This window comes from Saccharopolyspora sp. NPDC050389 (assembly GCF_040655595.1).
In the GTDB taxonomy this organism is placed as follows: domain Bacteria; phylum Actinomycetota; class Actinomycetes; order Mycobacteriales; family Pseudonocardiaceae; genus Saccharopolyspora.
Genome location: NZ_JBFAKG010000011.1, coordinates 122,414 through 146,111, shown reverse-complemented (window position 1 = coordinate 146,111; position 23,698 = coordinate 122,414). Strand labels below are relative to the sequence as shown.

The window sequence follows — 23,698 nt, the reverse complement described above, 5'->3', positions numbered from 1 at the left end:
ATGCGACGACAGATGCTGGCGAGCTTCGGACACGGAACCCGGCTCAGCGCAGTGGGGCTCAGTCCCCGAGTTCGTCGAGCGCCGCCTGCGCCGCGGCGAGCTCCGCGCGGAGTTGTTCAACTCGGACCCGCTGCTGCTCGCGGGCCGCGTCGATCAGCGGTTCCACCGCTGCCGCGACGTCGTCGTGCAGCGCCTTCGCCGCTTGCGCAACCGCGTTCGCCGCGACCGGTGTCGGGCGCACCACGCGCTTCTTGCCGGTGCTGACCTCGACGCTCCACTGGCCGTCATGGTCCGCCGTCAGCGTCACCGTCGCCCCGCCGATCGGCTTCGCCTGCCGCGGCTTGCGGCGTGCCGCCGCATCCGCAGCCGGCTTCGCCGACGCACCGGCTGGGGCTGGGGCCGAGGCCGCAGCGGGTCGGGGCTTCGCCGGAGCAGCGGGTTTCTCCTGCGCCGCTGGCGGCTTCGCCGGGGCCGGAGTCGGCGCCGGGGCGGCAAGCCGTGGCTTCGCGGCGGGTTTCGCCGGCGGCTCTGGCGGCGCCGCTTTCTTGCGGGGCGGTTTGACCTTCGTGACCTCCGCGGCCGAGAAGGACAGCACGTCCTTCGAACCGGCCGGGCGGACCTGGATGAAGTCGCCCTCGGCAGGTTCGCCGAGCGCGACGACCTTGCCGGAGCGGCCTTCCTGGACGCCCACGGCCGAGCCGGTGAACCACACCGTCGGAGTGGTTCCGGCGTTCAGCTCTTCGCGGATCCCGCGCAGTTCATCGGACGACAGCGGTGACATCGCCACCCCTTGCTCAAGGGTGAGCCCCGTTGGGGCTGTTAGACAGTGACGGCACCACTATATCGAACGCTCGTGCGAAGCTTCAACGGGATTGACCGGCGGTCGTCTCGTAGTCGGCCAGATCCGCTTTCCGGGTGCGCTGCCAGTACTTCCAGGTGAATCCGGGCCAGATCGTGCGGTTGACGCCGTTCTCGTCGAGGTACCAGCTCCGGCAACCGCCTGCCGACCACACCTCGTCGGCCAGTTCGGACTGGATCTCGGCGTTGAAGGCGTCCTGCACCGACTGCCGCACGTCGATCTGCCCGATCTCGTCGCGGCAGATCGGCCGCAGGCAGCTGAGCACGTAGTTGATCTGCGACTCGATCATGAACACCACGGAGTTGTGGCCGAGCCCGGTGTTGGGCCCCAGCAGGAAGAACAGGTTCGGGAAGCCGGAAACGGTGATCCCGAGGTACGCCTCCATCCCGTTGCGCCAGGCGTCCTGCAGCTTGCGCCCGTCGCGGCCGACGATGCTCAGGTGGTCGAACGCGTCGGTGACGTGGAAGCCGGTGCCGTAGATGATCGCGTCGACCTCGTGCTCCTGGCCGTCGCCGGTGACCACGGATCGCGGCCGGACCTCGGCCACCCCGCTGGTCACGAGGTCCACATTAGACCTGTTGAGCGCCGGGTAGTAATCGCTGGAGAGCAGGATCCGCTTGCAGCCCATGGCGTAGTCCGGGGTCACCGCGGCGCGCACCTTCGAGTCCTTGACGGCCTTGCGGATGTAGCGCTTGGACAGCTGTTCGGCGAACTTGCCGAGGCGGCGGTTGAACACCGCGAAGTAGCGCCCCTCCAGGGTCCAGTACAGCGCCGCGCGGGCGGCCCGCTGGAGCAGCGGAGCGTTGCGGAACAGGCGCTGCACCGACTCCGGGATGGGCCGGTCGGGCTTGGGCTGGATCCACGGCGGGGTGCGCTGGAACAGGTGCAGCCGATCCACTTCTTTGGCGACGCGCGGCACGAACTGGATGGCGCTCGCCCCGGTGCCGACCACCGCGACCCGCTTGCCGGCCAGGTCGAAGTCGTGGTTCCACTCCGCGGAGTGGAACACCTCGCCCTCGAAGCCCTCCACGCCGGGAAGTTCCGGGTAGCTCGGGATGTGTAAGGCGCCGACGCCGGACACCAGCGCGCGGCCCACGTACTCGGTTCCGTCCGCGGTGGACACCGTCCAGGTGTTGGCGTCCTCGTCGTACTCGGCGCCGGTGAATTCCACGCCGTAGTGGATGTGGTCGCGCACCCGGTACTTGTCCGCGCAGTGCTGCAGGTAGTCGGAGATCTCGCCCTGTCTGGCGAACATCCGGGACCAGGACGGGTTCTGCTCGAACGAGAACGAGTACATCAGGGACGGCACGTCGCAGGCGCAGCCCGGGTAGGTGTTGTCCCGCCAGGTGCCGCCGAGGTCGGCGGCCTTCTCCAAGACGATGAAGTCGTCGATCCCGGCCTGCTTGAGCCGGATCGCCATCCCGAGCCCGGAGAAACCGGTCCCGACGATGATCACCGAGGTCCGGTAATTGCGCTGGTCCCGCGTTTGCCGTTGCACCATCAGGCCCTCCTCGGACACCGGAACGACTGAACTACCCGGCAGTAGCTTACTACGAGTAAGTTACTTGCGGTAGGGTGTTTTCGTGGAGACGCAGCAGGCACCGACCACCGGACGCAAGCGGATGCCCCGAGCCGAGCGGGAACGCCAGATCCTCGCCGTCGCCGAGCAGGTGTTCGCGGCGGACGGCTACCAGAGCACGTCCATGGACGACATCGCGGCGCGGGTCGGCCTGTCCAAGCCGATGCTCTACGAGTACTTCGGCTCCAAGGAAGGACTACTGCTCGCCTGCCTTCAGCGGGCCAAGCGCGAGCTACTGGAAGCCACGACTGCCGCAGCGGCCGGAGCAGCCACACCCGAGCAACTGCTGCACGACTGCCTGCTCGCCTTCTTCAAGTTCAGCGACGACCACGCCCAGGCCTGGGCACTGCTGCGCAACGAGTCCGCGGTGCCGAGCTCATCGGTGAGCACCGAACTGGAAGCGATCCGCATGCAGCAGATGGAATTCACCTCGGGACTGCTGGGCGCCGCACGCCCCGACCTCGATCCGGTGCAGTTGGAGGCGTTCGCGGAGGCGATCATCGGCGCCTGCGAACGCCTCGCCCTGTGGCGGGACCGCCGCCCGGACATCACCGCCGAGCAAGCCACCGGACACCTGATGGCCCTGTTCGCCCCGAGCCTCACCCCAACCCCCTGACGCCCTCGCCGACCCCGCGGCACCCGACCGCCGACAGCCTCGGGCACGGCTTGAAGCATGGGAACCTTCCTGTCACTCCGCGCCGATCGCAGGGCCGCGCCTTTGGAGGATGGGAACCCTCCTGTCACCTCACGCCGACAGCACAGCCGCACTCCTGGAGCATGGGAACCTTCCTGTCATCCGCCCCCGCGCCGGTGCGCTGTGTCCGGGGTTCCGGCGCGGGATTGAGGACGTCGGAACGTAGGTGCGGCGGGAGCTTGGTTCCGGGCTGAGCAGCGGGCCGCGCCTCCCGAAATTTCACTCGTTCGGGCGTTGATCGGGAGTTTGGGGTCAAGATCGACGGGACGTTCTCCGATACCGAGTCAGCCGTGCCAACACGCCAGACCCCAAGGAGAACTAATCTTGCGCCCCTGGACCACGCGCACAGTAAAGGCAGCCGTTGTGGCCGCGGGGTTCGCCGCAGTCGGAACCGGTGCCGCCTCTGCCGCGGAGAGCACCGACCTCCCGAAGCCGGACCTGTCGTCCGTTCCGGACAACATCGGGGTTCTCACCCCGTTGAACGCCTGCGAGATGCAGAACGGCGCCGGGTTCAGCCCGACGAAGGCACCGTGTGCGGACACCCAGCTGCACGCGAACACCCCGAACCTGGTGAAGAAGGTGGGCGCGGACATCACCACCACCGCCCACGGCATGAGCGGTGAGCTGCGGGACGGCCGTCCGGTGCTCGCGCCGGGCAAGCCGAACCGGGTGCTCGGCCACGTCTTCGCCGAGACCACCCGCGTCGCGCAGATGACGAAGACCCGCCCGACCATCGGCGGCTCGGTGACCCCGGACCACCTCGGTGTGGCCTCCGAACGCATTCCGGAAGCCACGCTGCTGGACGCCGAGGTGGGGCCGCGCGAGCCCGGACACCAGGGCATGTCCGCGCTGGACACCGCGATCGACCTGACCGCGGCCCAGGGCTACGCGACGGAACCGCTGGCCAACCCGGTCGGCACGGTCGCCCCCGCTCTGCAGCGCAATCCGCTGCAGAACTCCGGCGAGCCGGTTGCCCTGCCGCAGCCCGAGAAGCTCGTGCCAGCAGTCAGCAAGACCCCTGTGACGTCAGAGCTGAACAGCGGCCTGGGCGGGGGCGCGAGAGATGTCGCGCAGCAGGTCACCGGCAGCCTTCCGAAGGCTCCGGTGCACCGGATCACCGGCCAGCTCCCGACGCTCAACGAGGTCGCCCGCGCGCTGCGCTGAACACGATCGGATCAAGTGGTCCCGGACATCGTTCCGGGACCACTTTTTCGTTTCCCCGCAACGAACCAATAACGCTCCACAATGGATCAGTCACTCCATCGTGGGAACTTGCCGGAACACGCCCGGCGCGGTTCGACTTCGTCGACGGGCATGGCGCAAACTCTGCCGCGCGGTCGCCGTTGCACGGGGCGTGTTCCCGCGTTTTCCCGGTCGCCGCAAGGGATGAACCCGAAATGTTCAGTCACCTAAGGAGAAGCACAGTGCGTACCGGTGCTCGTATTGCTGGTGTTGCCGCGGCCGCGGCTGCGATGATGGCCATCGCCTCCCCCGCCTTCGCCGACAGCGCGAACAACAATGGCATCAACCTGCTGGACGACAACAACGTCAGCGCCGTCCCGGTGCAGTTGTGCGGCAACAACGTTGCCGTCCTCGGCGCCGTGGTCCCGATCCTGTCGCCGCAGATCAACAACTGCGTCAACGCGCCGATCATCGACCACCCCAAGGCGGGCTGACTGCGACCAGCGGAAAGGCGCCGGGCCAACACGGGGCCCGGCGCCTTTTCACGTCCGCGAGTTCGACGGCTGCGAAGCCTCGCGCATCACGCCGCCGTGGCGGCGACGATGTCCCCGTCGGGCTCGCCGAGGTCGAACGGTTCGCCCGCCTCGGCGCGGCGGACCAGCGAGGCCGGCGGCTCGAACCGCTGCCCGTAGCGTTCCGCCAGCTCCCGGGAGCGCGCGACGAATCCGGCCAGCCCGCCCGGATAGCCGTTCATGTATTGCACGACGCCGCCGGTCCAGGCGGGAAACCCGATGCCGAGGATCGAGCCGATGTTGGCGTCCGGCACCGACCGCAGCACACCCTCGTCGAGGCATTTGACCGTTTCCAGCGCCTCCATGAACAGCATCCGCTCCTCGAGGTCGATCAGGCTCACCTCGGCCGGATCCCGCTCGGCCGCACCGAAGTGCTCGGCCAGTCCCGGCCACAGCCCGACCCGCTTGCCGTCGACGTAGTCGTAGAAGCCGGCGCCGCCGGAGCGGCCCTTGCGGTCGAACTCGTCGACCATTCGGTCCAGCACCTGCTCAGACGGGTGCGGCGTCCAGGTCCCGCCGGCGGCCTCGACGGCGCGCCTGGTCTCGTCGCGGATCTTGCGCGGCAGCGTCAGGGTCAACTCGTCGAACAGCTGCAGGACGGGTGCCGGGAATCCGGCCTGCGCGGAGGCCTGCTCGATGGACGCCGGGTGCACGCCTTCGGCGAGCATCGACACGCCCTCGTTGACGAACGTGCCGATGACGCGGCTGGTGAAGAAGCCGCGGCTGTCGTTGACCACGATCGGCGTCTTGTTGATCTGCTGCACCACGTCGAACGCGCGCGCCAGGGCCCGCTCGCTGGTGTGCTCGCCGCAGATGATCTCCACCAGCGGCATCTTGTCGACCGGGGAGAAGAAGTGCAGGCCGATGAAGTCTTCGCGGCGGCGCACGCCCTCGGCGAGGCCGGTGATCGGCAGCGTGGAGGTGTTGGAGGCGATCAGCGCGTCGCCGTCGACGACTTCCTGCACCTCCGCGTACACCTGGTGCTTGATCTTCGAGTCCTCGAAGACGGCCTCGATTACCAGGTCGCAGCCGGTCAGCGGTTCGAGCTGATCGGTGGGCGTGATCCGGCCCAGCAGCTCGTCCGCCTTGGCCTGCGTCGAGCGGCCCTTGGCGATGGCCTTCTCCAGCAGCTTCGCCGAGTAGTCCTTGCCCTTCTCGGCCGACGCGAGCGAGACGTCCTTGAGCACGACCTGCATGCCGGCCTTGGCACACACGTAGGCGATGCCCGCGCCCATCATGCCGCCGCCGAGCACCGCGACCTTTTTCGCCCGCCACTCGGGCTCGCCGGCCGGGCGGCTGCCGCCGGAGTTGATGTGTTGGAGGTCGAAGAAGAACGCCTTGCTCATGTTCTTAGCGGTCTGGCCGCAGACCAGCTCCACGAAGTAGCGGCCCTCGATGGCGAGCGCGGTGTCGAAGTCGACCTGCGCGCCTTCCACCGCGGCGGCCAGGATGTTGCGCGGGGCGGGCAGCGGCGCGCCCTTGAGCTGCTTGCGGAGGTTGGCGGGGAACGCCGGGAGGTTGGCGGCGAACTTCGGATTCGACGGTGTGCCACCGGGAATCTTGTGACCCGGCCGGTCCCAGGGTTGCGCCGCCTCGGGGTTGGCCTTGATCCAGTCCTTGGCGGCCGCGAGCAGCTGCTCCGGCGTGTCGACGAGCTCGTCGACGATGCCGATCTCCGCGGCCTTCTCCGGACGCAGCCGCTGGCCCTGCAGCAGCACGTTCAGCAGGGCGTCGGCGATGCCCAGCAGGCGGACCGTGCGGACCACGCCGCCGGCGCCGGGCAGCAGGCCGAGGGTGACCTCGGGGAAACCGAAACGGGCCTTGGGGTTCTTCAGCGCGATGCGGTGGTGGCAGGCCAGCGCGATCTCCAGGCCGCCGCCGAGGGCGGTGCCGTTGAGCGCGGCCACCACCGGCACGCCGAGGGTTTCGAGGCGGCGCAGCTGCCGCTTGACGCCGGTGGTGGTTTCGGCGACCCGTTCGGCGTCGCCGGCCCGGGCCTGGACCAGCTCGCGCAGGTCACCGCCGGCGAAGAAGGTGCTCTTAGCGGCGGTGAGGACGACGCCGGTGACGTTGTCGCGCTCGGTTTCCAGGCGCTGCAGGGTTTCTTCCATGGAGCGCTGGTAGCGCTCGTTCATGGTGTTGGCCTGCTGCTGCGGGTCGTCCAGGGTCAGCACGACGATGCCGTCGGCGTCGGACTCCCAGCGGATGGTGTTCTGCTCGCTCATGTGTGATGTGTCCTTCAGCCGATCCGTTCGACGACAGTCGCGATCCCCATGCCGCCGCCGATGCACAGCGTCGCCAGGCCGTAGCGCAGGTTGCGGCGTTCCAGCTCATCGATGAGGGTGCCCAGGATCATCGCCCCGGTGGCGCCCAGCGGGTGGCCCATGGCGATGGCCCCGCCGTTGACGTTGACCTTGTCGTGGGCGACGCCGAATTCCTTCATGAACTTCAGCGGGACCGCGGCGAATGCCTCGTTGATCTCGACCAGGTCGATCTGGTCGATGCTCAGGTCGGCCTTGGCCAGCGCCTTGCGAACCGCCGGGCCGGGGCCGGTCAGCATGATCGTCGGGTCGGCGCCGCTGAGCGCCGCGGCGACGATCCGGGCGCGGGGGCGCAGCCCGGTGCGTTCGCCGAGGGATTCGCTGCCGATCAGCGCCAGTGCGGCGCCGTCGACGATGCCGGAGGAGTTCCCGGCCGTGTGGACGTGGTCGATGCGCTCGACCCAGTGGTACTTCTGCAGCGCGACGGCGTCGAAGCCGCCGAGCTCGCCGATGTCGGCGAAGGACGACTTCAACCCCCCGAGGCTGTCCGCCGTGGTGTTGGCGCGGATGTGTTCGTCGCGGTCGAGGACGGTGACGCCGTTGCGGTCGGTCACCGGCACCACGGAATGGGCGAAGCGGCCGTCTGCCCAGGCCTTGGCGGCGCGGGTCTGCGACTCGGCCGCATAGGCGTCCACAGTGGAGCGGTCGAAGCCTTCGATGGTGGCGATCAGGTCGGCGCCGATGCCCTGCGGCACGAAGGAGGTGGCGAAGTTCGTTTCGGGATCCATCGCCCAGGCTCCGCCGTCGGAGCCCATCGGCACCCGGGACATGGATTCGACGCCACCGGCGAGCACGGCGTCCTCCCAGCCGGAACGCACCTTCTGAGCGGCGATGTTGACGGCTTCCAGGCCGGACGCGCAGAAGCGGTTGAGCTGCACACCGCTGACGGTGTCGGGCAGGCCCGCGGTCAGCGCGGCGGTCTTGGCGATGTCACCGCCCTGGTCTGCGACGGGCGAGACCACACCCAGCACGACGTCGTCGATCAGCGCGGGATCCAGCTCCGGGTGGCGGCGCTGCAGCTCCTGGATCAGGCCCACCACCAGGCTGATCGGCTTCACCCCGTGCAGCGACCCGGTTTTCTTGCCGCGACCGCGTGGCGTGCGGATCGCGTCGTAGACGAACGCCTCGGACATTTGTGGCGTGCCTCCTCGTTGCGGCAGGTGCTCCACCCAGAGTGTGACACCAACACTGTCACAGTCAAGATGCTCTTAACCTGCCCGTTAGCCCTCTCTTATGGGGCAGATATGGGGCAAACATGCACCACAGCACGCCAAGCAGGCAATCTACAGCCTGCATGATCTTGTCGCTCCTCGCCGCAGAAGCCCTGCTTTGAGCAGGGACTCTCGCCTATCGCGGCACGTCCGCCAGCGAGCTGCAGCTGCAGCCGATCGAGGCCGCCAAGCCGGCTGCGGCATCGGAGCCGCCAGCGGTGACCCCGATGAGCGAGCGAACCGAAAGGGTCGTCCCGCTCGTCTACAGCTGCATCGCGGTCGTGGTCATGGTGGCCGCGCTGATGCTGAGCTTCGGCCCGTATCTGAGTGCCGCACTACTCGCCGTTGTGGCGGCCGACCAAGCGCGGGTGATCTCGACAGTGGCCGGGTGGAGCCTGGCGGTCAGCATGGGCACCAGCGGACTTCTGCTGCTTCGGCGATTCGGGAGCCCGATGAGCCCCGGCGGCGCGATCACACGTGCACCCGATCTGGCATCCGCCGTCACCGCGGCCGGGCTCCGCGCCGGGTGCGGGACACCGCCGGCCAACACGGCGCGGTATCCGAGGCGGCATACCGTCGACGACGGTATGCCGGGCAAGACATGACACCTACGAGCAGGCGTTCGCGGTCGCCGCGCAGCCAGGTGAGCTCTAGCTAGCGCTGGAGCCCACGTTCGCAGCCGAGAAGGCCGTGTTCCTCGGCCAGGCCTGACAGGCGTTCAACGAGCAAAGCAGCCCCCGATCCCACTCCGATCGGGGGCCGCACTCGTTAATCCAGGGTCAGCGGTCGAAGGGCCGCTGATGAGGTGTACATACACTCAGTCGCTGGCGCCGTCGCGCCGCCTGTGCTCACGGAGCTCTCTTTTCGCCTGCTCCATGTCGAACCGCGCCTGACCGCCCGCCGTGACGGTTACGGGCGTGATAACGCCGCTCCGGACCCAACGCGCGACAGTTTGGCGAGTGACGCCAAGTTCGCGCGCTAGCTCCGAGCTGCTCACAAGGCGCGGTTGACCAGGCATGACCCGAACCTACGAACTTCGGGCCACGCCGTCTTTCCCGATGTTACAGTTGTTCCGAAATTTCCAGATGTTCCAGTAGTGAGCCTGCGGACCTGGGGGATGACAATGTTCGGACTTGAGCCCGCCGGACCGGTCATCCGATGGCAGCCGCACGAGGGGCAGCGACACGCGTACCGGCCAGGCGAGACGGCCGCACTGTGCGGGGACGAGTTGGTGGTCCGGAAAGTGTCCGAGCGCGAATGGTTCGACGACACGTGCCCGGAGTGCCGACGAACAGCGTGGGCGATCGTCAACCCGAGGATTCCGTATCCAGTGGCCGATGCCAGCCCGCGGCCTCGGCCGCAACGGCGCCGCAATCGCGGCCGTGTTGCCTAGCTGAAGCTGCAGGCCGTCGAGCTGATGCTGGTGACTTCTACGACTTCGACGAGTTCTCAAGGGGTGATACAGAAGCGGGCGAGGTAAGGCAGTAGCGCGGCTTCGGCCGCGCATTGAATATCGAGGTAGACCGATCGGGCGCCGTTGGCAATTGCAACGGGGCTCAACTTGACGTGTCCGAAACATCCCCACGAGCGAGGCATGGCCGATAGCATCCCCCTGGTTGATCGACAAGCCAGGGGGAGAGCGAGCTGTGACTCAGGGCGGTTTCGAGGCGGCGCTGGAAGGTCTGCAGGCCGTCCGCGGCAAGACCCAATGGATCAACCAGCAGGTCAGCGCCGGCAAGCTGGCCTTGGACCCAGAGGTTGCGGAGAAGGCAGCCAACCGCGTGGAAGAAGAGATCCAGGAGCTGGCCGTGCTGATGCGTGATGCCAGGCAGCTTGGCCGCGTGGTGGGCCTGGGTAACTACCCGGATGGTCAGCAACTGACGCAACGGTTCGTTGACAAGGCTGAACACGAAACAGCCGGCGCCCTGCCGTTGATCAAGGAGATGCAGAAAGTCTTACAGGAACAGGCGGATGCCTTCCGTGCGGCTGCAAGGGACTATCGTGCGACCGACGACCAGATCGCCCAGGATCTTCAGCGAGGTATCCAGTGACCGCACTTTCTCGGACCCTGATCTCCGCGACCGCCGGCTTGGTGTTGATCGGCCTCGCCGGGTGCTCTGGTGGTACAGCTGGCGGCAACGGTAAGACCACCACAGAGCAGCCACCAACATCGAGTGCGGCAGGGTCGGGTTTGAAGAACTTCGACACGTGCGCGTTCTTCACGCAGGAAGATCTGAGCGCCGCCGGCGTCGAGGGCCCGGGCGAGAAGGCAGAGCAGCTGAGCTTTGAACCGGGCTGCAGCTACATGGGCGAAAAAATCCTGCTCACCCTCTACAAGAACGAGGAAGAGACCGTCGACAAGTACGAGACCGGCGGCAACTGGGACAAGTACGAGAAGTTCAGCATCAACGGTCGCAACGCTGCTCGTGCCGTTGAAGGCGGCGGGGGCACGGTCGACGCTGGTTGCTCGATCGTCCTCGACGCGGGCGGCGGCGTCGTTCTCGTCGACGTCACCGAGTCCAAGCCCGATTCGGTGTCCGACAAGTGCGGCGAGGCCGAGAAGATCGCCCGACAGGTCGAGCCCCGTCTTCCCAAGTAACGTGCCCGCTTGCGGCGTGCTCGAACGGCTCGCGGCCCTTTCGTGAGGTGCGAGCCGTTCGACGTCGCAATCCGCAGTCGAGGTCCATGGGGTGGTGTGGTGGGGCTGTTTGACTGGTTCACCGGGACTAAACGGCCTTCGGGCGGGGTTCCGCCGCAGTCTGTAGAGGTTGTTCGTGCAGCACTTCTTGGGGTCAATAGTCCGGACAGGCCGTTTGTGGTTCGTGACGGGCGGCCAGATGGCGTTGACTTGGTCGCCGAGTGGAAGATCGCCGATGCGCACTGGTACGGCTACTTCGGCAACGTGACGACGATCAACAGGACGTTGATGCGGCTTGATCCGTCGAAGCATGAGGTCCGATCTTTGGACCAGGAATGGTCGGTCACGTGGGCCGGGGGAACTCCGCGGCTGACATTGGCGACCAGGTACGCGCGCGGTCAGATCAACAAGAAGTCCTACAGCGCCACCTTCACGCGAGACGAACAGGGAAAGCTGGTCAAGGAATCCCAGCGCACGTTCTCGACAGGCGAATTGAAGCCCCCATTGGAAGAGGCTGTCACCGGCGCCGGATGGACCTGGCGCGGCCTGGTGATCGGGAAACTCTGAAGCATGCCGGTGTGTTCAGCGACGACGGCATACGTGTCAAACGCGTGACGGTGCGGTGCTGTCCTCAGCTGTGACGTGCCCGAACCTGGCTGCGCAGTTCGAGGTATGGAGGAAAGGGCAAATCATGGGGGATGGATTCGAAGTCGATCCGGCTGCATTGCGGGACGCCGCGTCACGAATCACCGATGCGGTGGTCGGTATGGCAGCCAGCCAGTTGGCGAATCTTGCCGCTCCTTCCGGCGACTTCGGCCATGACGGTGTGCACCAAGCTTTGATCGATTTTTGCTCTGGTGTGGAGTTGTCCGCCCAGATCCTCGCGCAGACCTCCGAGTCGGCAAGCACTGCACTGCACGACACTGCCCGCTCGTACATCGACCGGGACCTCGAGGCCCAAGCCGCGGTCCAGAAGGTGGTTGGCGAGATTGCTTCGCCGAACGGACCTGCGGATGGGGGTCGATGATGACGGAACTCGGGCAGACTACCGACCCCAAGGCATTGATCCCAGGCGAACCGAGCTCCATTGAGGACACCGTCGCCAAACTGCGTCAGCAGAGCGAGAAGTTCGGCACGGTGGGAGACGATCTCAAGCGTGTTGACGTCGTTGGCTGGACTGGCGAGTCAAGCACCGCATTCATGGACCTGTTCACGAAAGAACCACCGAAGTGGTTCAAGGTCTGCGACCTGCTGGACGCTGCTTCGACTTCGTTGACTGAATACGCATTCACACTGCGTTGGGCTCAGGGCCAAGCGACAGAAGCCATCGCCCGTTGGGAAGAGGGCGAGGCCGCGACGGAGAAGGCCGCAGCAGAGTACAACGAGGCCGTCGCGCAAGCCAATGCACAGAACCAGGCCAATGCCGCCGCTGGGAGTGCCAACGTTGTTTCTCTCGCGCCATTTTCGGATCCTGGTGAGCGAGCTCGGAAGGAAGCAATCGAGCTCCTCGCCCGCGCTCGCGAACAGCTAGAAGACTTCGGGCGGCGCGTCGCCGAACGAATCGGTCGGCAAGATTCGCGGGAGCGTGGTCTCCTTGACGAACTGGTCGATGCGGTGACGCATGACTGGAAGACCTCTGGGAAGGCCGAGGCGAGCGGTCTCGGCGCAGGGTTCGAAGCAAAAGGCCCGGCGGACGGCAAGCTCGGTGAGCTCAAGGCGTTCGCCCAGCTGGGCAAGGCCAGCGCAGAGGGGTCGACAGGCAACGAGTTCCTCAAGCTGTCCGGCAAGGCTGAGGCCGGCGCGGAGGCGGCACTCACCGCAGCCGCGTCGATCACCGATGAGGGTCTCAAAGGACGAGTAGAGGCCGGGCTCGGCGGGAAAGCGTCGGCAGAAGGGCGTGTTGACGTTGGGCCCCTTGGCGCGAACGGCAAAGCAGAGGTGTTCGGGGGTGCTCAGGCCGGCGCCCAAGTCACGGTAGGGCCGAAGGGAGTAAGCGCGACCGCCGACGCGTTCGCAGGCGCGAAAGGAACAGTCAAAGGCGGTGGCGACATTGGTGGTATCGGTGTCAACGTCGTCGCAGAAGGGTGGGCAGGCGTTGGTGCCGAGGCTGGCGTCACCGTCGGCCAAGGCGATGACGGCAAATGGCACGTCGGTGCAAATGCCGGTGGCGCATACGGTCTTGGCGGCAAGCTCGGTTTCGAGCTCACCGTCGACCCCGCCAAGGTGACCAAGACGGTCACCGATGCCGCCGAGACGGTCGGAAAGATCGGGGAGGCCGCAGGCGACGTGTATGGGGACGCTCAACGAACCATCTCCGGATGGCTGGACTGATATGCGCCGCAGTAGCGTCCTATCCCAGAAACGGAGTGAGTGACCAGTGGCTACGTCCTTGCCGATCCCGATCGAATTCCGTCTACCGAAGGGCTGGCAGGCGGTTCCACCCGACGCTGCGGGAGCGCCCGGCGCGGCGTTCGTCGCGATCCATCCGGCCACGAATCGCCCCGGCTTCACGACCAACATCACGATCGACGGTGAACATCGCCCGGATGCTGCCTCGCTGGCCGAAATCGCCGACGAGTCGATCAACCGACTTCACCAAGCGGCCACGACAGTATCGCTGTCACAGCGGACCGAATTCGGGTCCGCTGACGCACCAGGTCTGACCCAAGTACTGCGAGTCACCACTCTTGTCGAGAGAGAGCACACCGAGCTGATCCAGTGCCAGGTCTACCTCTCAATGTCCGATGTCGACCGCCCGCAGGAGCGAGCGGTGATCAGGCTGTCTCTCACAGCCGCGGAGGACAATTTCAAGGCCGTCATCGGGGACTTCCAGGAGTTCGTGGCTTCCGTGCGCCCGGAGAGCCCTGGTTCGCATAGCGGTCAATGAGCTCTAGCCGGGCTACGTCCTTGGTGCACGAACCGCCCCACTGCGAAGACGACAACAAATTTCAGGCCCCCCATGTCGAGACCTGCACCGTTGTACGCGGGGCGCTTGTTCGTTCGGCCACGCTCTGAATTGGGGGCGACGGTCGCGCCCGCAGCGTTACGACGTAGTCGCGGCTTCTGCCTCACCTTCTTTGACCAACAGCAGCCACTCACGGAAAGGCGCCGGCAGCGGAACCGTCGGGAAGTGAGGCCGCCAGCCGACCGGGAGGTAGCACATCTCAGGCGAGAAAATTTTCGCATCACGGAAGTGATACAAGTTGCCAAAGGTGGTCGTCTTGAAGTAGGTAACGCCCTGGAAAGTCGACTGGCGGAATGTGGTGTCGCCCTGGAAAGTCGCCTCACCGAACCAGGCGTCCCTTTGGAAGCTTGCTTGGTCGAACGTGGCGTCGCGCTGGAACGTTGTCCAGCCGAACTCGGCGCGGCCCCGGAAGGTCACCCAGCCGAACCTGGCACGACTCTGGAAGGTCGCCCCGCCGAACCAGGCGCGGCTATGAAGGGTCGCTCGGTCGAACAAGGCGTGGCCTTGGAAGGCCGTCTGGTCGAACGTGGCGTCGTCCTGGAAGGTCGCCCCCCGGAACCTAGCGTCCCTTTGGAAGCTTGCTTGGTCGAACGTGGCGTCGCGCTGGAACGTTGTCCCGTCGAACTCGGCGCGTTTCCGGAAGGTCGCCCGGTCGAACAGCGCTTGGCCTTGGAAGGTCGTCTGGTTGAACAGGGCGTGGCCGTGGAAGGTGGTCCCGCCGAATCGGCAGGTTCGGGCACGGCAGGCCCGCATGTCCCATTCGATGAGAGTGGCGCCGGTGAGGTCGAGGGCGATGTATTTCCAGAACTTGGCGTTGGTGGGATTGCCGTCCTCATCGAAGTCAGGACGTAAGTGATCGGTGATCAGACGTTGAGCGGTGAGACGAACCTGAAGCTCTTGCCGGGTTTGCTCGTGGTGGTCGTGGATAGATGCCGTAGCGGCGGCGGCGGAGGCGATAGACAGTTCGCTGATCGGTGAGCGTGTGGCCCTGCGGCGTTGTGGCGGGTGTAGCCCCAGCCTGCGGGCTTCGGTCGGTCCGGGCCGGCCCGGCGTGGTCGTGTCGTCGGTGTCGGGCGGGAAGAAGGGCATACGTAGGTACGCGCAGAGCAGGTCAATGACGGGTTGCCGGTGGTCAGGGTTGTGCTGGGCCAGGCGTTCCAGGGTGAGCAGGGCGGCGATGCGTACCGGCGCATCGGCCGATCCGAGCTGTTCGCCCGCTGCGGAGTACAGATCGGTGATGCGGCGCTCCTGGGCATCGTGGCGGTTGTCGGCGGCGACCTGTTCTTCGCGCGCCTTCGTCTCGGCCGCGACGCGTTCCCGGTGGGCGAGATCGAGTTCGGTGATGCGCTGGCGACGGGCAGCCAGCCACAACGCGACCGCACCGCCGGTGCCGATCACAATGCTTCCGGCGAGTTTGACGATCTCCAGCCGGATCTTGTCCTGCTCGGTTCCTCCTCCGAACAGCATCAACAGAACCGACACCGACACCACGGCGACGAGCACCAGGACCACAACGCCGATCGGGATAGTCCGGCGATGCATCACCGGTACTGATGCGCTCGGCGTGGGCTCGCGCTCGTCGGCCTTCCGCACAGGACTGCTCATGATCTACAGGTTGCCGAAAGCCGATCGGGACCGGGTCGATTTCGATGAATATGCCTGCACGGCAAGCGCGCCCCCGCACCCGGTGAAGGGACGCTGTTGGCGAATGTGGGGCCTGGGATCGCCCTGGCAAGATCAACTGATCTTGCCAGGGCGGTTGCCGTTGGAGGCTGTGGGTGTCGTTGCGTCCGGTGTGCGCGAGCGAGGTTCCTGCTGAGACGGTTCGGGTGGCGCATGCGGTATTTCCTCAGGGCTGTCTGGCGATGCGGATGCGCGATGTCCTGGGGCCGGTGTTCTCCGACGTCGAGTTCAGCGCGTTGTTCTCTGCGCGGGGTCAGCCTGCTGTTTCACCCGGCCGGTTGGCTCTGGTGTCGTTGCTGCAGTTCTGCGAGGGCCTGTCTGATCGGCAAGCCGCTCATGCGGTGCGGGCCAGAATTGACTGGAAGTACGCCTTGGGGCTGGGGCTGGCCGATCCGGGGTTTGACTTCTCGGTGCTCAGCGAGTTTCGTGCTCGGCTGATCGAGGGCGGGTTGGAGCGGCGTGTGCTGGACGCGGTGTTGGAGGCTGCTCGCGCAGCCGGCCTGCTCGCCGCCGGCAAGAGGCAGCGCAGCGACTCGACCCACGTGCTGGCGACGACGCGGGAGCTCAACAGGCTGGAGTTCGCCGTCGAGACACTGAGGGCCGCACTGAACGCGGTGGCGGCGGTGGCCGGGGACTGGCTCATCGATCATGTTGAGCCGGAATGGTTCGATCGTTATTCGGCCCGCCCAGAGGACACGAGGTCCCCGTCACGGTGGGCGGCCCGGGTCAAGCATGGTCACCAGGTCGGCGCGGATGGCATGGTGCTGCTTCAGGCGGTGTTCGCCGCTGGCGCGCCGGAGTGGTTACGGCACCTGCCCGCGGTGGACTTCCTGCGGCAGGCGTGGATTCAGCAATACCAGCTCGAAGACGGCCAGGTGCGCTGGCGCGAGCCGAAGAACGTGCCGCCAGCGACGATACGGCTGACCACTCCCTACGACGCGGACGCGCGCACCGGCGCCAAGCGCGAGACCGCCTGGGACGGCTACAAGGTCCATCTGACTGAGACTTGCGAGCCCGACGCGCCGCACCTGATCACCCATGTCGTCACCACACCGGCTTCGGTGGCGGACATGAGCATGACCGCCGTAATCCACACAGGACTGGCCGAACGCACGCTGCTGCCCGATGAGCACTTGGTCGATGCGGGCTATGTCGACGCCGACCACCTGGTCACCGCCCAGCAGCGCCACCAGGTGAAACTGGTCGGCCCGGTGAAATCCGACACCGGATGGCAAAGCAAGGCCGGCGCGGGATTCGACAGCACGATGTTCACCGTCGACTGGGACAACAAGCACGTGACATGCCCTACCGGCAAGATCAGCACCCAGTGGAGACAGGATCGAAGCCAGGCCGGCATACCGGTTATCCGGGCTCGTTTCCACCCTGCCGACTGCCGAGCCTGCCCGGTGCGTGAGAAGTGCACCAAGACCGGCGGTCATTCCGGACGCCGGATCACGCTTCGCCTGCAAGCGGAACACGAAGCGCTTCGGCAGGCCAGGCTCGAGCAACGCACCCCGGAATGGCAACGTTCCTACCAGCACAGAGCCGGCATCGAAGGAACCATCGCCCAAGGCGTCAGCGCCTTCGGGCTCCGCCGGTCCCGCTACCGAGGGCTGGACAAGACCCGGCTACAGCACCTGCTCACCGCCGCCGCGATGAACCTCACCCGCCTCAACGCCTGGCTCACCGACACCCCGTTCGCACCCACCCGAACATCCCACTTCGCGGCACTCCGCCCCGCCGCGTAAACGGCGACGGGGCGGATTCGCCAACAGCGTCCCGGTGAAGGGTGCGTGGGCGCGTTGGTTCAGGCAGCGCGGTGCCGCCCCCTCGGGACGGGCTCGCGCCGCACGCCACAGAGACACCGTTACAACGCGCGGGGCGTCTTGCTGTCGGGTCGGCGGGTACCTCTTCGTCAAGCCCAAGATCGTGGCGTGACGCGCGCCTGGCAGGATTGAGGGCAGGGAACTTTCGGGGTCGCCCTTTTATGCGTAGCGTTCCGTAGTCGTTCCTCCCCTTCCTAACCGCATTTGGTCACGATGGAAGGGTGTAGATGTCCACGTTTTTCCTGCTGGGATGGGTCTTAGCGGCCGCGTGTCTCGTGGTGACTCCCGGTGTTCAAGCGTTGATGAGTCCGAGCAAGCGCCGCCGAGGCGAGGCGTTCCGGCATTTCCGTAGCAACCTCGCGTGGGCGGCCGGTTCCGTGAGCGTGGCCGGCCTTGTCGCAGGAGCACTCGAAGTATTGCCACTCCGGTAGCGACGGCCGAAGGGCGCCGCGCCCTGCTGTGGGGCGCGGCGCCTCTCCTACTTTCCGTCGCCAGCTGAGCTGTAGACGGGTGGCGTGTTGCTTCCGAGGACGATGCGCGTCAGCCACGCGGGCATGCGTGGTTCGATCGCGCGGAGCCCGGCGTACACGGCTCCAAGGATCATCGGGACTGCAAGAGTCGGCCCGGCGTCGCCGAGCGCGTTGACGAGCCAGCCCGGTGCGCCGAGCGTGACCAGGTAGGCCACCAGGGCGGACCAGGCGGCGGGCACGATGGTGCGCAACCAGGCGGTGAGCTGGTCGGACACGGGCTTCCTCCTCATGCAATAGAAAACGGGCACCGCGGTTGCGGTGCCCGTTCGGATGGTGTGGGAGGGTGGTCAGGCGGCGTCACGATCGGCCGGGTTCAGGGCCCCAAACCGGGTGTCGTACTCGAGTTGCATCTGAAGCATGCGGAAATCACGGAGCTCCCGCCCGACCTCCGCAGCCCGCGAAGCGAGCCGGACCAAAGCGTGCGGATGGATGGTCCATGCGCTACCGGTGAACCAGAACAGATCGCGCCACGGCTTGCGAGGGCTTCCGTTCTGCTTCAGTACCCCTGCTGTACGCAACAACCGACACAGTTCGGTGGTGTCGAGGTCGATGCCGTATCGCTGCCGCATGAGTGCCGCAGCCTCGTCCCATGTCAGAGTGTGAGGCTCCAGCCGCGGGTCGGCCGCCTGCCCCACGACGGCGAAACGACCGGTGCGGCGGATTGATGGGAGCACCTCGTGGGTGATCCACCGCTTGAACTGCTTGGCCTCCTGCTTGCGCGAGCGGAGAATCAGCGAGTAGAGGCCGGGCTCGTTGATGATCGAAACCTGCTGCACTCCTCCAAGGGTGTCGATACTGTGGACACCCTTTTCGTCCTCATCGAGCAGTGCGAGCGAGCTTCGGGGGCTGCCAAGCTGGAGCACCGCTGCGACGTCGGCGGCAACGAACCACGGCTCGTCATCACGTATAAGCGCCCGCACGTGGTGCTCTTGATAGGCGAATGGCAGAATCTCGGACACGTCAGCTCCTCCGAGTAGTTGACGTAGCAGATGGATTTGGTGAGGCGCGTGGTGGAAGCACACGCCGCACCGCGTTCTTGTGCCGGGGTCGCGCGTGGTGGAAGCACGCGCGACCCCGTTTTCTGCCGGCGTCGCCTCCCGACGAGACCGCTTGGTGACGACATCTCACGACGTGGTCACAGTCAGTAAAGCACACACCCCCGACACGACCATTTCGCAACATGCCGGTGTTATCGCAGGTCAAACACACAACATGTTGTATCCGTGTTTCGCGACTCGAACTTGCTGTCGACCCATGAATCGAAAGCTACATCGGGTCGGTCGACCTCCGCATCCGGGTCCGAGTCGTTAGGCGGTCTCGCGTCCTGCGAGGCGTTGCGCCAGCTCGGTGACGATCGCATCGGCCTGGTGCTCGTTGTCGTCGCCGAGCGCGGCGGTGACCGCTTCACGGATCACGGGACCGACGACTTCGACCAGCACGGGGCGCATGGCCGCGGCGACGGCGGCCGGGTCGGTTCCACCGGCGGCGTTGATCATCGCGGGCAGCTGGTAGATCACCGCGTTGTTGTCGCGCACGGCGTCGGCGAGCGGCACCATGATCTGCTCCGCGCCCGGCACCCGCGACGGCTTCGGCGCGATCACCGCGTTGTACAGGTCGACGAGCATGGCGACCACGGTTCGGGCTCCGATTTCGGTGCCCCAGCCGTGGATTCGGCCGTTCTCGCCGCGGGGGCCGAGCAGCTCGGTTTCGATGCGGGTCAGCTGTGCAGCTTGTTCGGGGGTCAAGTCGTCTACCTCCTGTGCGCCCGTGGTGGGCGTGTTGTTGAAACTGCGCACGTTCCACGGGCTGTCGTCGTCGCAGAGCTCCGGCATCACGCTGATGTGGAAGTGCTTGGTGTGCAGGTTGGTGCCGCGGTAGGGCATCCAGCGCCACGGGTTGAATCCGGGCCGGGTGTCGAGGATGTAGCCGTTGGCGATCAGGTATTTGATGCGCGGATCGCGGGATGCGGCGAGTTCGTCAGTGATCCGGTCGGTGTCCATGCCGCACGCTGGATCGTGGGTGAAGTCCCGAGCGGTCACCAGCATCATGCCGTCGCTGGCGGGGCCAACCCACGGGTTGTGATCTGAGCTGCGAGCGGCGTGCACGGCGTCGCCGACGCCACCGTCGCTGGTCTTTTTCCTGGTCGGGTACCTCGCATTGAACTGCTGGCGGAGGACTTCCAAGCTGCGCGCGACGCGCCAGGCCATGCGATCACATCCCAAAGTTCTTGGTGTACGCGGCCAGCAGAGCGGTGATGATCGCGCCGAGAATCCCGGAAGCGCCGGCGGCGGCCCACACCTTGCGTTCGAGGGTGCGCAGGCGGGTTTCGTGGTCGGACACGGTCGCGAGCCCGGCACGCAGCTCGGTTCGCATTTCGCGGACTTCACCGTGCATGGCCTGCATTTCTCCGTACATCTGGGACAGCGTGATCGTCACGCCGCTGTCAGGCGGGGGCATGCGCTCTCCAGTAGTGAGGCTCAGACGGATTGGTGTAGGTAGCAGCCGAGTACCTGACAGGCGATGACGCCGGTTCCCGACGTGGTGACGGTCAGCTCAACGGCTTTCCAGTCGGTACCGACTTGCGCCGACACGTCGAACGGCCCTTTCTGCGAGGCTTCCAAAGTGCCGCCGGTCCACGAACCCACCTGCACGCCGCCGACTTTGAGCCGATAGGTGATGCTCGGCGAGTCGAGCGCTCGCCCCCACACGCCATCGACGGTGATCCACGAATGCGAGATGGACGCGCGGCCTTCCCACAGGGTTTTTTCGGCGCCCACCTTGACAGCGTCGATCGTGGCGTAGCCGTAGGTTTCGCCGAGCCCGTCGGTGTGGGTGGTGATCGTGCGCGGCACGAACAGCTGTTGCAGGTTCACCGGCAGCCACGGGCGGGCGAGCCCTTTTGCCGGTGGCCGCGTCGTCGGAGACCACGATGTTGCCGGCGGTGTCGGTGAACGCCCAGAAATCCCGGCCGAACTGCTGCGCGCCTTGCGTGAACAGGATGCGCGAGCCGTCCTCGCGGCGGATCGTGAGCACCTGCTTGCCGGTGTTGTCCGGGCCGACGTACAGGATCTCGGTGTTGTTGTCGTCGACCATGCGCAGGAACGCGTCTTGCAGCAGCGTCAAGCCGCCGCGGCTGATGGTGGCCGACGCCAACCCCACGGACTTCCAGAGCCGCTGGATTTGCTGCTCGGCGCGCTTGATCCGGTCCAGCAGGTTGGACGGTTGATTGATCTGCCCCACGTTCCCCCCTCTAGGCCACGCCATCGAGCAGCGGCGCCAACGTCAACACCACGCGCTCGGCGTCGATGGACGGCGCGAAATCCATGTCGATCACGCGCACGGCGCCTTCGAACCCGTTGCGGTGGAACCGATCCGGCGGCAATACGAGCCAGCCGTCGTCACCGCGGTTGATGTCGGCGGCGGTCGGCGGGATGTCGCCGCGCACTTCGATCGTGGGAAGCACGACGGGCATGCGGGCGGCTTGCTGGTCGGCTTCGGCGTGGCCGGCCAACGTCGCCTCGGACTCGGCGCCGCTGTAGTTGTTCTCCAGCTCCAGCACCGGGAACCCTTGGCCATAGCGTTCGGCCTGCTCGGCGACGGCGATCGGGGTACCGAGGTCGACGCCTTCGCCGACGGCGTAGGCGCGGGTGGCCATGCGGGTGCCGTCGGTGGGCCAGGTGTAGCGGATGGCGTTGCCGCCGAGCTCCCACACGTGCGACGAACCCTGTTGGCCCAGCCACGGCGTCCCGATGCGCAGGATGCGCCGCGGCGCGCCAGAAGCGGACGGCAGCACGTCGAACACCATGTCGGGGCCGTCGATGACGTTGGACAGGTTGCGCAGTGCCTCGCCGACGTCGGTCAGGTCGTAGCCGTTGTACGTGCGGTCTCGCCGGGTGTTCGATGTGGAGGTATCGAATTCGATGCCGATGTCACCGCCGGTGTGCGCTTGCGCCTGGGCGACGAGTTGGCGGGCGATGTCGTTCTGCTCCACGTTGGCGTAGGTGGTGGACAGCCCGGCCACCGTCGACAGGCTCACCGTCGACGGCAGCACCGGCAGCACCTTGCGGTGGTCGAAGTACGACCAGAACTCGCCGGCACCGATCTCGACGGTGTCTCGTTCGGAATCGTAGGAGCGGGACCAGATCACCCCGCCCCACATCGGGCGGGAGTCCCGAAACGCGTAGACCACACGGCGGGCGGGCATCGTGAGGTCGTGCGGGTTGAGATGCCCGGACCGCTCATCGAGCTTCCACGTGGCGGTGAACCGGCCGCTACCGTTCAGCGGCTTGTTGAACCGCACCGACGTGAGCGGCACCTCCTCCAACAGGGTGTTGGTGCGCAGGTCGGCGATCGCATAGGTGCAGACGGGCAGCGCCACCGGATCACCCCCGCGGCCACGTCAACGAGAAGTTGATGCCGTTGCCCAACGGGTCCAGGTTCAATGTCGCGCCGGTGTTCTGGTAGGCCCACACCGACACCTTTTCCCCGGCGTTAAACCGGCGCGTCGTCGAGCAGCTCAGAGTCGCCGGCTCGCCGGTTTGGTCGCTGCCGGCCTGCCCATTGCGGCTCGCGGTTGGGCTGGAGCCGATCGCTATCGCCCGTTCCGCGGCTGATGCCGACGGCACGAACCGGACGTTGGCGGCCAGGTGCCACAGTCCCGAGCGGTTCAGCGTGAACTCGGTCCCAGCCGACACCGCGGCAACCGACACGTCATCGCTGACGTAGTCGACATCAGGCAGGTGCACGCGCTGGTCGACGTTGTTCGGGATGCCCTGCGCGGGCTGCGTCGTGGCCCGGAAGTACCGCGCTTCATGGCGGGTGGCGTTGGTGGTGCCGCCGATCGGGAACGCATCTACCCACGCCGAACCGGTCCAGCGCTGCACGATGTTCGTCGACGACAACATGATCAGCTGTCCCGTGATCGGGTTGCTGATCTCCGATGCGGCGGCCACCACCGGGATGCTCGGCACCCGCCAATCGGTGCCGTCGTGCACTTCGACGCGCTTGGTGTCGAGCCGGTACACGGCCTGCCCGGCGTAGGGGTTGGCGACGCCACTGCGGGCGGTGGCGTCGGTGACCGGCAGGATGCCGCCGGCGGCCACGGTGCGGGGCGTGTCGAAGTTCGTGATGTTGCTAGTGGTGATCATGGTTGCGTTGGCCGGCACCACGATGCGCGCCCGCACGATGTAGTCGGCACTTCCGGTCACCGCCGGGTCGATCGGGGTCGCCCCCGGGGTGCCGACGATGTGCCGCACCACCATGTCGCTGTTGGCGTCGCCGAAATACGCGTCGGACTGCTGGAACACGATCAGGTCGTTGCGTGGGTTGGACGCGTCGGCGGGGACCGTGCCCAGCACGTTGATGTCCTTCACCGCGTCCAAGCACATGATGTAGGCGCCGCCGCCGCGGCTGGACTGCACCACGGCGCGGAACGGGGCGATGTGCACGAACCCGTCGGCGGTCGGGTTGGTGGCGGTCACTGCGCCGGGTGTGGCTGCTGCCGGGAACAACCCGCTGCGGGACGTGATCTGTCCGCTCGGGGTCGCGAGCGCAGCGACGGTGATCCGTCCGTCTTCGACGGTCTGCTGTCCGACGCCGGAAACCTGCTGCACTGCCCACGAATGGCGCTCGGCCACGG

The 23,698-nt window shown here is 66.5% G+C and carries 25 protein-coding genes; 12 read left to right on the top strand and 13 right to left on the bottom strand.

Annotated elements, in window-relative coordinates; genetic code table 11:
* Positions 1-58: 58 nt before the first annotated feature.
* A complete protein-coding gene (locus AB0I53_RS10030) occupies positions 59-781 on the bottom strand; it encodes a DUF6319 family protein (RefSeq protein ID WP_358599366.1) in 723 nt (240 codons plus the stop codon).
* 82 nt (positions 782-863) lie between these two features.
* Positions 864-2,360 carry an NAD(P)/FAD-dependent oxidoreductase gene (locus AB0I53_RS10025; RefSeq protein ID WP_358599363.1) on the bottom strand — a complete coding sequence of 499 codons (1,497 nt, stop codon included), beginning with the start codon at positions 2,358-2,360 and terminating at the stop codon, positions 864-866.
* 82 nt (positions 2,361-2,442) lie between these two features.
* On the opposite strand from AB0I53_RS10025, the gene AB0I53_RS10020 reads away from it, so the two are divergent.
* The 3 genes from AB0I53_RS10020 (at position 2,443) to AB0I53_RS10010 (ending at position 4,808) form a co-directional block, all read left to right on the top strand.
* A complete protein-coding gene (locus tag AB0I53_RS10020; RefSeq protein ID WP_358599361.1) occupies positions 2,443-3,054 on the top strand; it encodes a TetR/AcrR family transcriptional regulator in 612 nt (203 codons plus the stop codon).
* Positions 3,055-3,495: 441 nt separating this feature from the next.
* Complete coding sequence (locus AB0I53_RS10015) at positions 3,496-4,296, top strand: hypothetical protein (protein ID WP_358599358.1); 801 nt, start codon at positions 3,496-3,498, stop codon at positions 4,294-4,296.
* A 260-nt stretch (positions 4,297-4,556) separates the two neighbouring features.
* Positions 4,557-4,808 (top strand): hypothetical protein, encoded by a 252-nt coding sequence (locus AB0I53_RS10010; protein ID WP_358599356.1) that lies wholly within the window; start codon positions 4,557-4,559, stop codon positions 4,806-4,808.
* A gap of 86 nt (positions 4,809-4,894) precedes the next feature.
* Here AB0I53_RS10010 and AB0I53_RS10005 read toward each other — a convergent pair whose 3' ends face one another.
* Both AB0I53_RS10005 and AB0I53_RS10000 read right to left on the bottom strand, forming a co-directional pair.
* Positions 4,895-7,111, bottom strand: a complete 2,217-nt coding sequence (locus tag AB0I53_RS10005; protein WP_358599353.1) for a 3-hydroxyacyl-CoA dehydrogenase NAD-binding domain-containing protein — start codon at positions 7,109-7,111, stop codon at positions 4,895-4,897.
* 14 nt (positions 7,112-7,125) lie between these two features.
* The gene (locus AB0I53_RS10000; RefSeq protein ID WP_358599350.1) at positions 7,126-8,340 is read right to left on the bottom strand and encodes an acetyl-CoA C-acetyltransferase; all 1,215 of its coding nucleotides are present in this window, start codon (positions 8,338-8,340) and stop codon (positions 7,126-7,128) included.
* 305 nt (positions 8,341-8,645) lie between these two features.
* Here AB0I53_RS10000 and AB0I53_RS09995 point away from each other — a divergent pair, with 305 nt between their 5' ends.
* Positions 8,646-9,023 (top strand): hypothetical protein, encoded by a 378-nt coding sequence (locus tag AB0I53_RS09995; RefSeq protein ID WP_358599347.1) that lies wholly within the window; start codon positions 8,646-8,648, stop codon positions 9,021-9,023.
* Positions 9,024-9,235: 212 nt separating this feature from the next.
* Here the strand turns inward: AB0I53_RS09995 and AB0I53_RS09990 are convergent, their stop codons facing one another.
* Positions 9,236-9,436, bottom strand: a complete 201-nt coding sequence (locus AB0I53_RS09990; protein ID WP_358599344.1) for a MerR family transcriptional regulator — start codon at positions 9,434-9,436, stop codon at positions 9,236-9,238.
* Between the two features lie 99 nt (positions 9,437-9,535).
* Between AB0I53_RS09990 and AB0I53_RS09985 the strand changes: the two genes are divergently transcribed.
* The 7 genes from AB0I53_RS09985 (at position 9,536) to AB0I53_RS09955 (ending at position 13,943) form a co-directional block, all read left to right on the top strand.
* The gene (locus tag AB0I53_RS09985; RefSeq protein ID WP_358599335.1) at positions 9,536-9,811 is read left to right on the top strand and encodes a zinc finger protein; all 276 of its coding nucleotides are present in this window, start codon (positions 9,536-9,538) and stop codon (positions 9,809-9,811) included.
* A gap of 223 nt (positions 9,812-10,034) precedes the next feature.
* A complete protein-coding gene (locus AB0I53_RS09980) occupies positions 10,035-10,469 on the top strand; it encodes a hypothetical protein (protein ID WP_358599332.1) in 435 nt (144 codons plus the stop codon).
* Positions 10,466-11,017 (top strand): DUF3558 domain-containing protein, encoded by a 552-nt coding sequence (locus tag AB0I53_RS09975; RefSeq protein ID WP_245761800.1) that lies wholly within the window; start codon positions 10,466-10,468, stop codon positions 11,015-11,017. The genes AB0I53_RS09980 and AB0I53_RS09975 overlap by 4 nt, the downstream gene beginning before the upstream one ends.
* A 99-nt stretch (positions 11,018-11,116) precedes the next feature.
* A complete protein-coding gene (locus AB0I53_RS09970) occupies positions 11,117-11,623 on the top strand; it encodes a hypothetical protein (RefSeq protein ID WP_358599330.1) in 507 nt (168 codons plus the stop codon).
* A 124-nt stretch (positions 11,624-11,747) separates the two neighbouring features.
* Complete coding sequence (locus AB0I53_RS09965) at positions 11,748-12,083, top strand: hypothetical protein (RefSeq protein ID WP_358599328.1); 336 nt, start codon at positions 11,748-11,750, stop codon at positions 12,081-12,083.
* On the top strand, positions 12,080-13,387 hold the full coding sequence (locus tag AB0I53_RS09960) for a putative T7SS-secreted protein (protein WP_358599325.1): 1,308 nt from the start codon (positions 12,080-12,082) through the stop codon (positions 13,385-13,387). The genes AB0I53_RS09965 and AB0I53_RS09960 overlap by 4 nt, the downstream gene beginning before the upstream one ends.
* 46 nt (positions 13,388-13,433) lie before the next feature.
* Positions 13,434-13,943 (top strand): hypothetical protein, encoded by a 510-nt coding sequence (locus AB0I53_RS09955; RefSeq protein WP_358599322.1) that lies wholly within the window; start codon positions 13,434-13,436, stop codon positions 13,941-13,943.
* Positions 13,944-14,099: 156 nt separating this feature from the next.
* Here AB0I53_RS09955 and AB0I53_RS09950 read toward each other — a convergent pair whose 3' ends face one another.
* Positions 14,100-15,626: a pentapeptide repeat-containing protein gene (locus AB0I53_RS09950; protein WP_358599319.1), complete on the bottom strand. Its 1,527-nt coding sequence runs from the start codon at positions 15,624-15,626 to the stop codon at positions 14,100-14,102.
* 173 nt (positions 15,627-15,799) lie between these two features.
* Here AB0I53_RS09950 and AB0I53_RS09945 point away from each other — a divergent pair, with 173 nt between their 5' ends.
* Positions 15,800-17,452: an IS1182 family transposase gene (locus AB0I53_RS09945; protein ID WP_358599316.1), complete on the top strand. Its 1,653-nt coding sequence runs from the start codon at positions 15,800-15,802 to the stop codon at positions 17,450-17,452.
* A gap of 556 nt (positions 17,453-18,008) precedes the next feature.
* Here the strand turns inward: AB0I53_RS09945 and AB0I53_RS09940 are convergent.
* From AB0I53_RS09940 to AB0I53_RS09910, 7 genes are all read right to left on the bottom strand, one after another.
* Positions 18,009-18,275 (bottom strand): hypothetical protein, encoded by a 267-nt coding sequence (locus tag AB0I53_RS09940; protein WP_358599313.1) that lies wholly within the window; start codon positions 18,273-18,275, stop codon positions 18,009-18,011.
* A 72-nt stretch (positions 18,276-18,347) separates the two neighbouring features.
* On the bottom strand, positions 18,348-19,019 hold the full coding sequence (locus AB0I53_RS09935) for a Bro-N domain-containing protein (protein ID WP_358599310.1): 672 nt from the start codon (positions 19,017-19,019) through the stop codon (positions 18,348-18,350).
* A gap of 348 nt (positions 19,020-19,367) precedes the next feature.
* Complete coding sequence (locus tag AB0I53_RS09930; protein WP_358599307.1) at positions 19,368-20,267, bottom strand: hypothetical protein; 900 nt, start codon at positions 20,265-20,267, stop codon at positions 19,368-19,370.
* 4 nt (positions 20,268-20,271) lie between these two features.
* The gene (locus AB0I53_RS09925; protein ID WP_358599305.1) at positions 20,272-20,517 is read right to left on the bottom strand and encodes a hypothetical protein; all 246 of its coding nucleotides are present in this window, start codon (positions 20,515-20,517) and stop codon (positions 20,272-20,274) included.
* A 20-nt stretch (positions 20,518-20,537) separates the two neighbouring features.
* Complete coding sequence (locus AB0I53_RS09920; RefSeq protein ID WP_358599302.1) at positions 20,538-20,933, bottom strand: hypothetical protein; 396 nt, start codon at positions 20,931-20,933, stop codon at positions 20,538-20,540.
* Between the two features lie 377 nt (positions 20,934-21,310).
* On the bottom strand, positions 21,311-22,438 hold the full coding sequence (locus AB0I53_RS09915; protein WP_358599299.1) for a hypothetical protein: 1,128 nt from the start codon (positions 22,436-22,438) through the stop codon (positions 21,311-21,313).
* A gap of 4 nt (positions 22,439-22,442) precedes the next feature.
* The gene (locus AB0I53_RS09910; RefSeq protein WP_358599296.1) at positions 22,443-23,696 is read right to left on the bottom strand and encodes a hypothetical protein; all 1,254 of its coding nucleotides are present in this window, start codon (positions 23,694-23,696) and stop codon (positions 22,443-22,445) included.
* Positions 23,697-23,698: the final 2 nt, after the last annotated feature.

Coding starts and splice junctions, on each gene's coding strand:
- AB0I53_RS10030 (WP_358599366.1), bottom strand. CDS start 781: ATGTCACCGCTGTCGTCCGATGAACTGCGCGGGATCCGCGAAGAGCTG.
- AB0I53_RS10025 (WP_358599363.1), bottom strand. CDS start 2,360: ATGGTGCAACGGCAAACGCGGGACCAGCGCAATTACCGGACCTCGGTG.
- AB0I53_RS09965 (WP_358599328.1), top strand. CDS start 11,748: ATGGGGGATGGATTCGAAGTCGATCCGGCTGCATTGCGGGACGCCGCG.
- AB0I53_RS10000 (WP_358599350.1), bottom strand. CDS start 8,340: ATGTCCGAGGCGTTCGTCTACGACGCGATCCGCACGCCACGCGGTCGC.
- AB0I53_RS09985 (WP_358599335.1), top strand. CDS start 9,536: ATGACAATGTTCGGACTTGAGCCCGCCGGACCGGTCATCCGATGGCAG.
- AB0I53_RS09960 (WP_358599325.1), top strand. CDS start 12,080: ATGATGACGGAACTCGGGCAGACTACCGACCCCAAGGCATTGATCCCA.
- AB0I53_RS09925 (WP_358599305.1), bottom strand. CDS start 20,517: ATGCCCCCGCCTGACAGCGGCGTGACGATCACGCTGTCCCAGATGTAC.
- AB0I53_RS09930 (WP_358599307.1), bottom strand. CDS start 20,267: ATGGCCTGGCGCGTCGCGCGCAGCTTGGAAGTCCTCCGCCAGCAGTTC.
- AB0I53_RS09990 (WP_358599344.1), bottom strand. CDS start 9,436: ATGCCTGGTCAACCGCGCCTTGTGAGCAGCTCGGAGCTAGCGCGCGAA.
- AB0I53_RS10005 (WP_358599353.1), bottom strand. CDS start 7,111: ATGAGCGAGCAGAACACCATCCGCTGGGAGTCCGACGCCGACGGCATC.
- AB0I53_RS09950 (WP_358599319.1), bottom strand. CDS start 15,626: ATGAGCAGTCCTGTGCGGAAGGCCGACGAGCGCGAGCCCACGCCGAGC.
- AB0I53_RS09995 (WP_358599347.1), top strand. CDS start 8,646: ATGAGCGAGCGAACCGAAAGGGTCGTCCCGCTCGTCTACAGCTGCATC.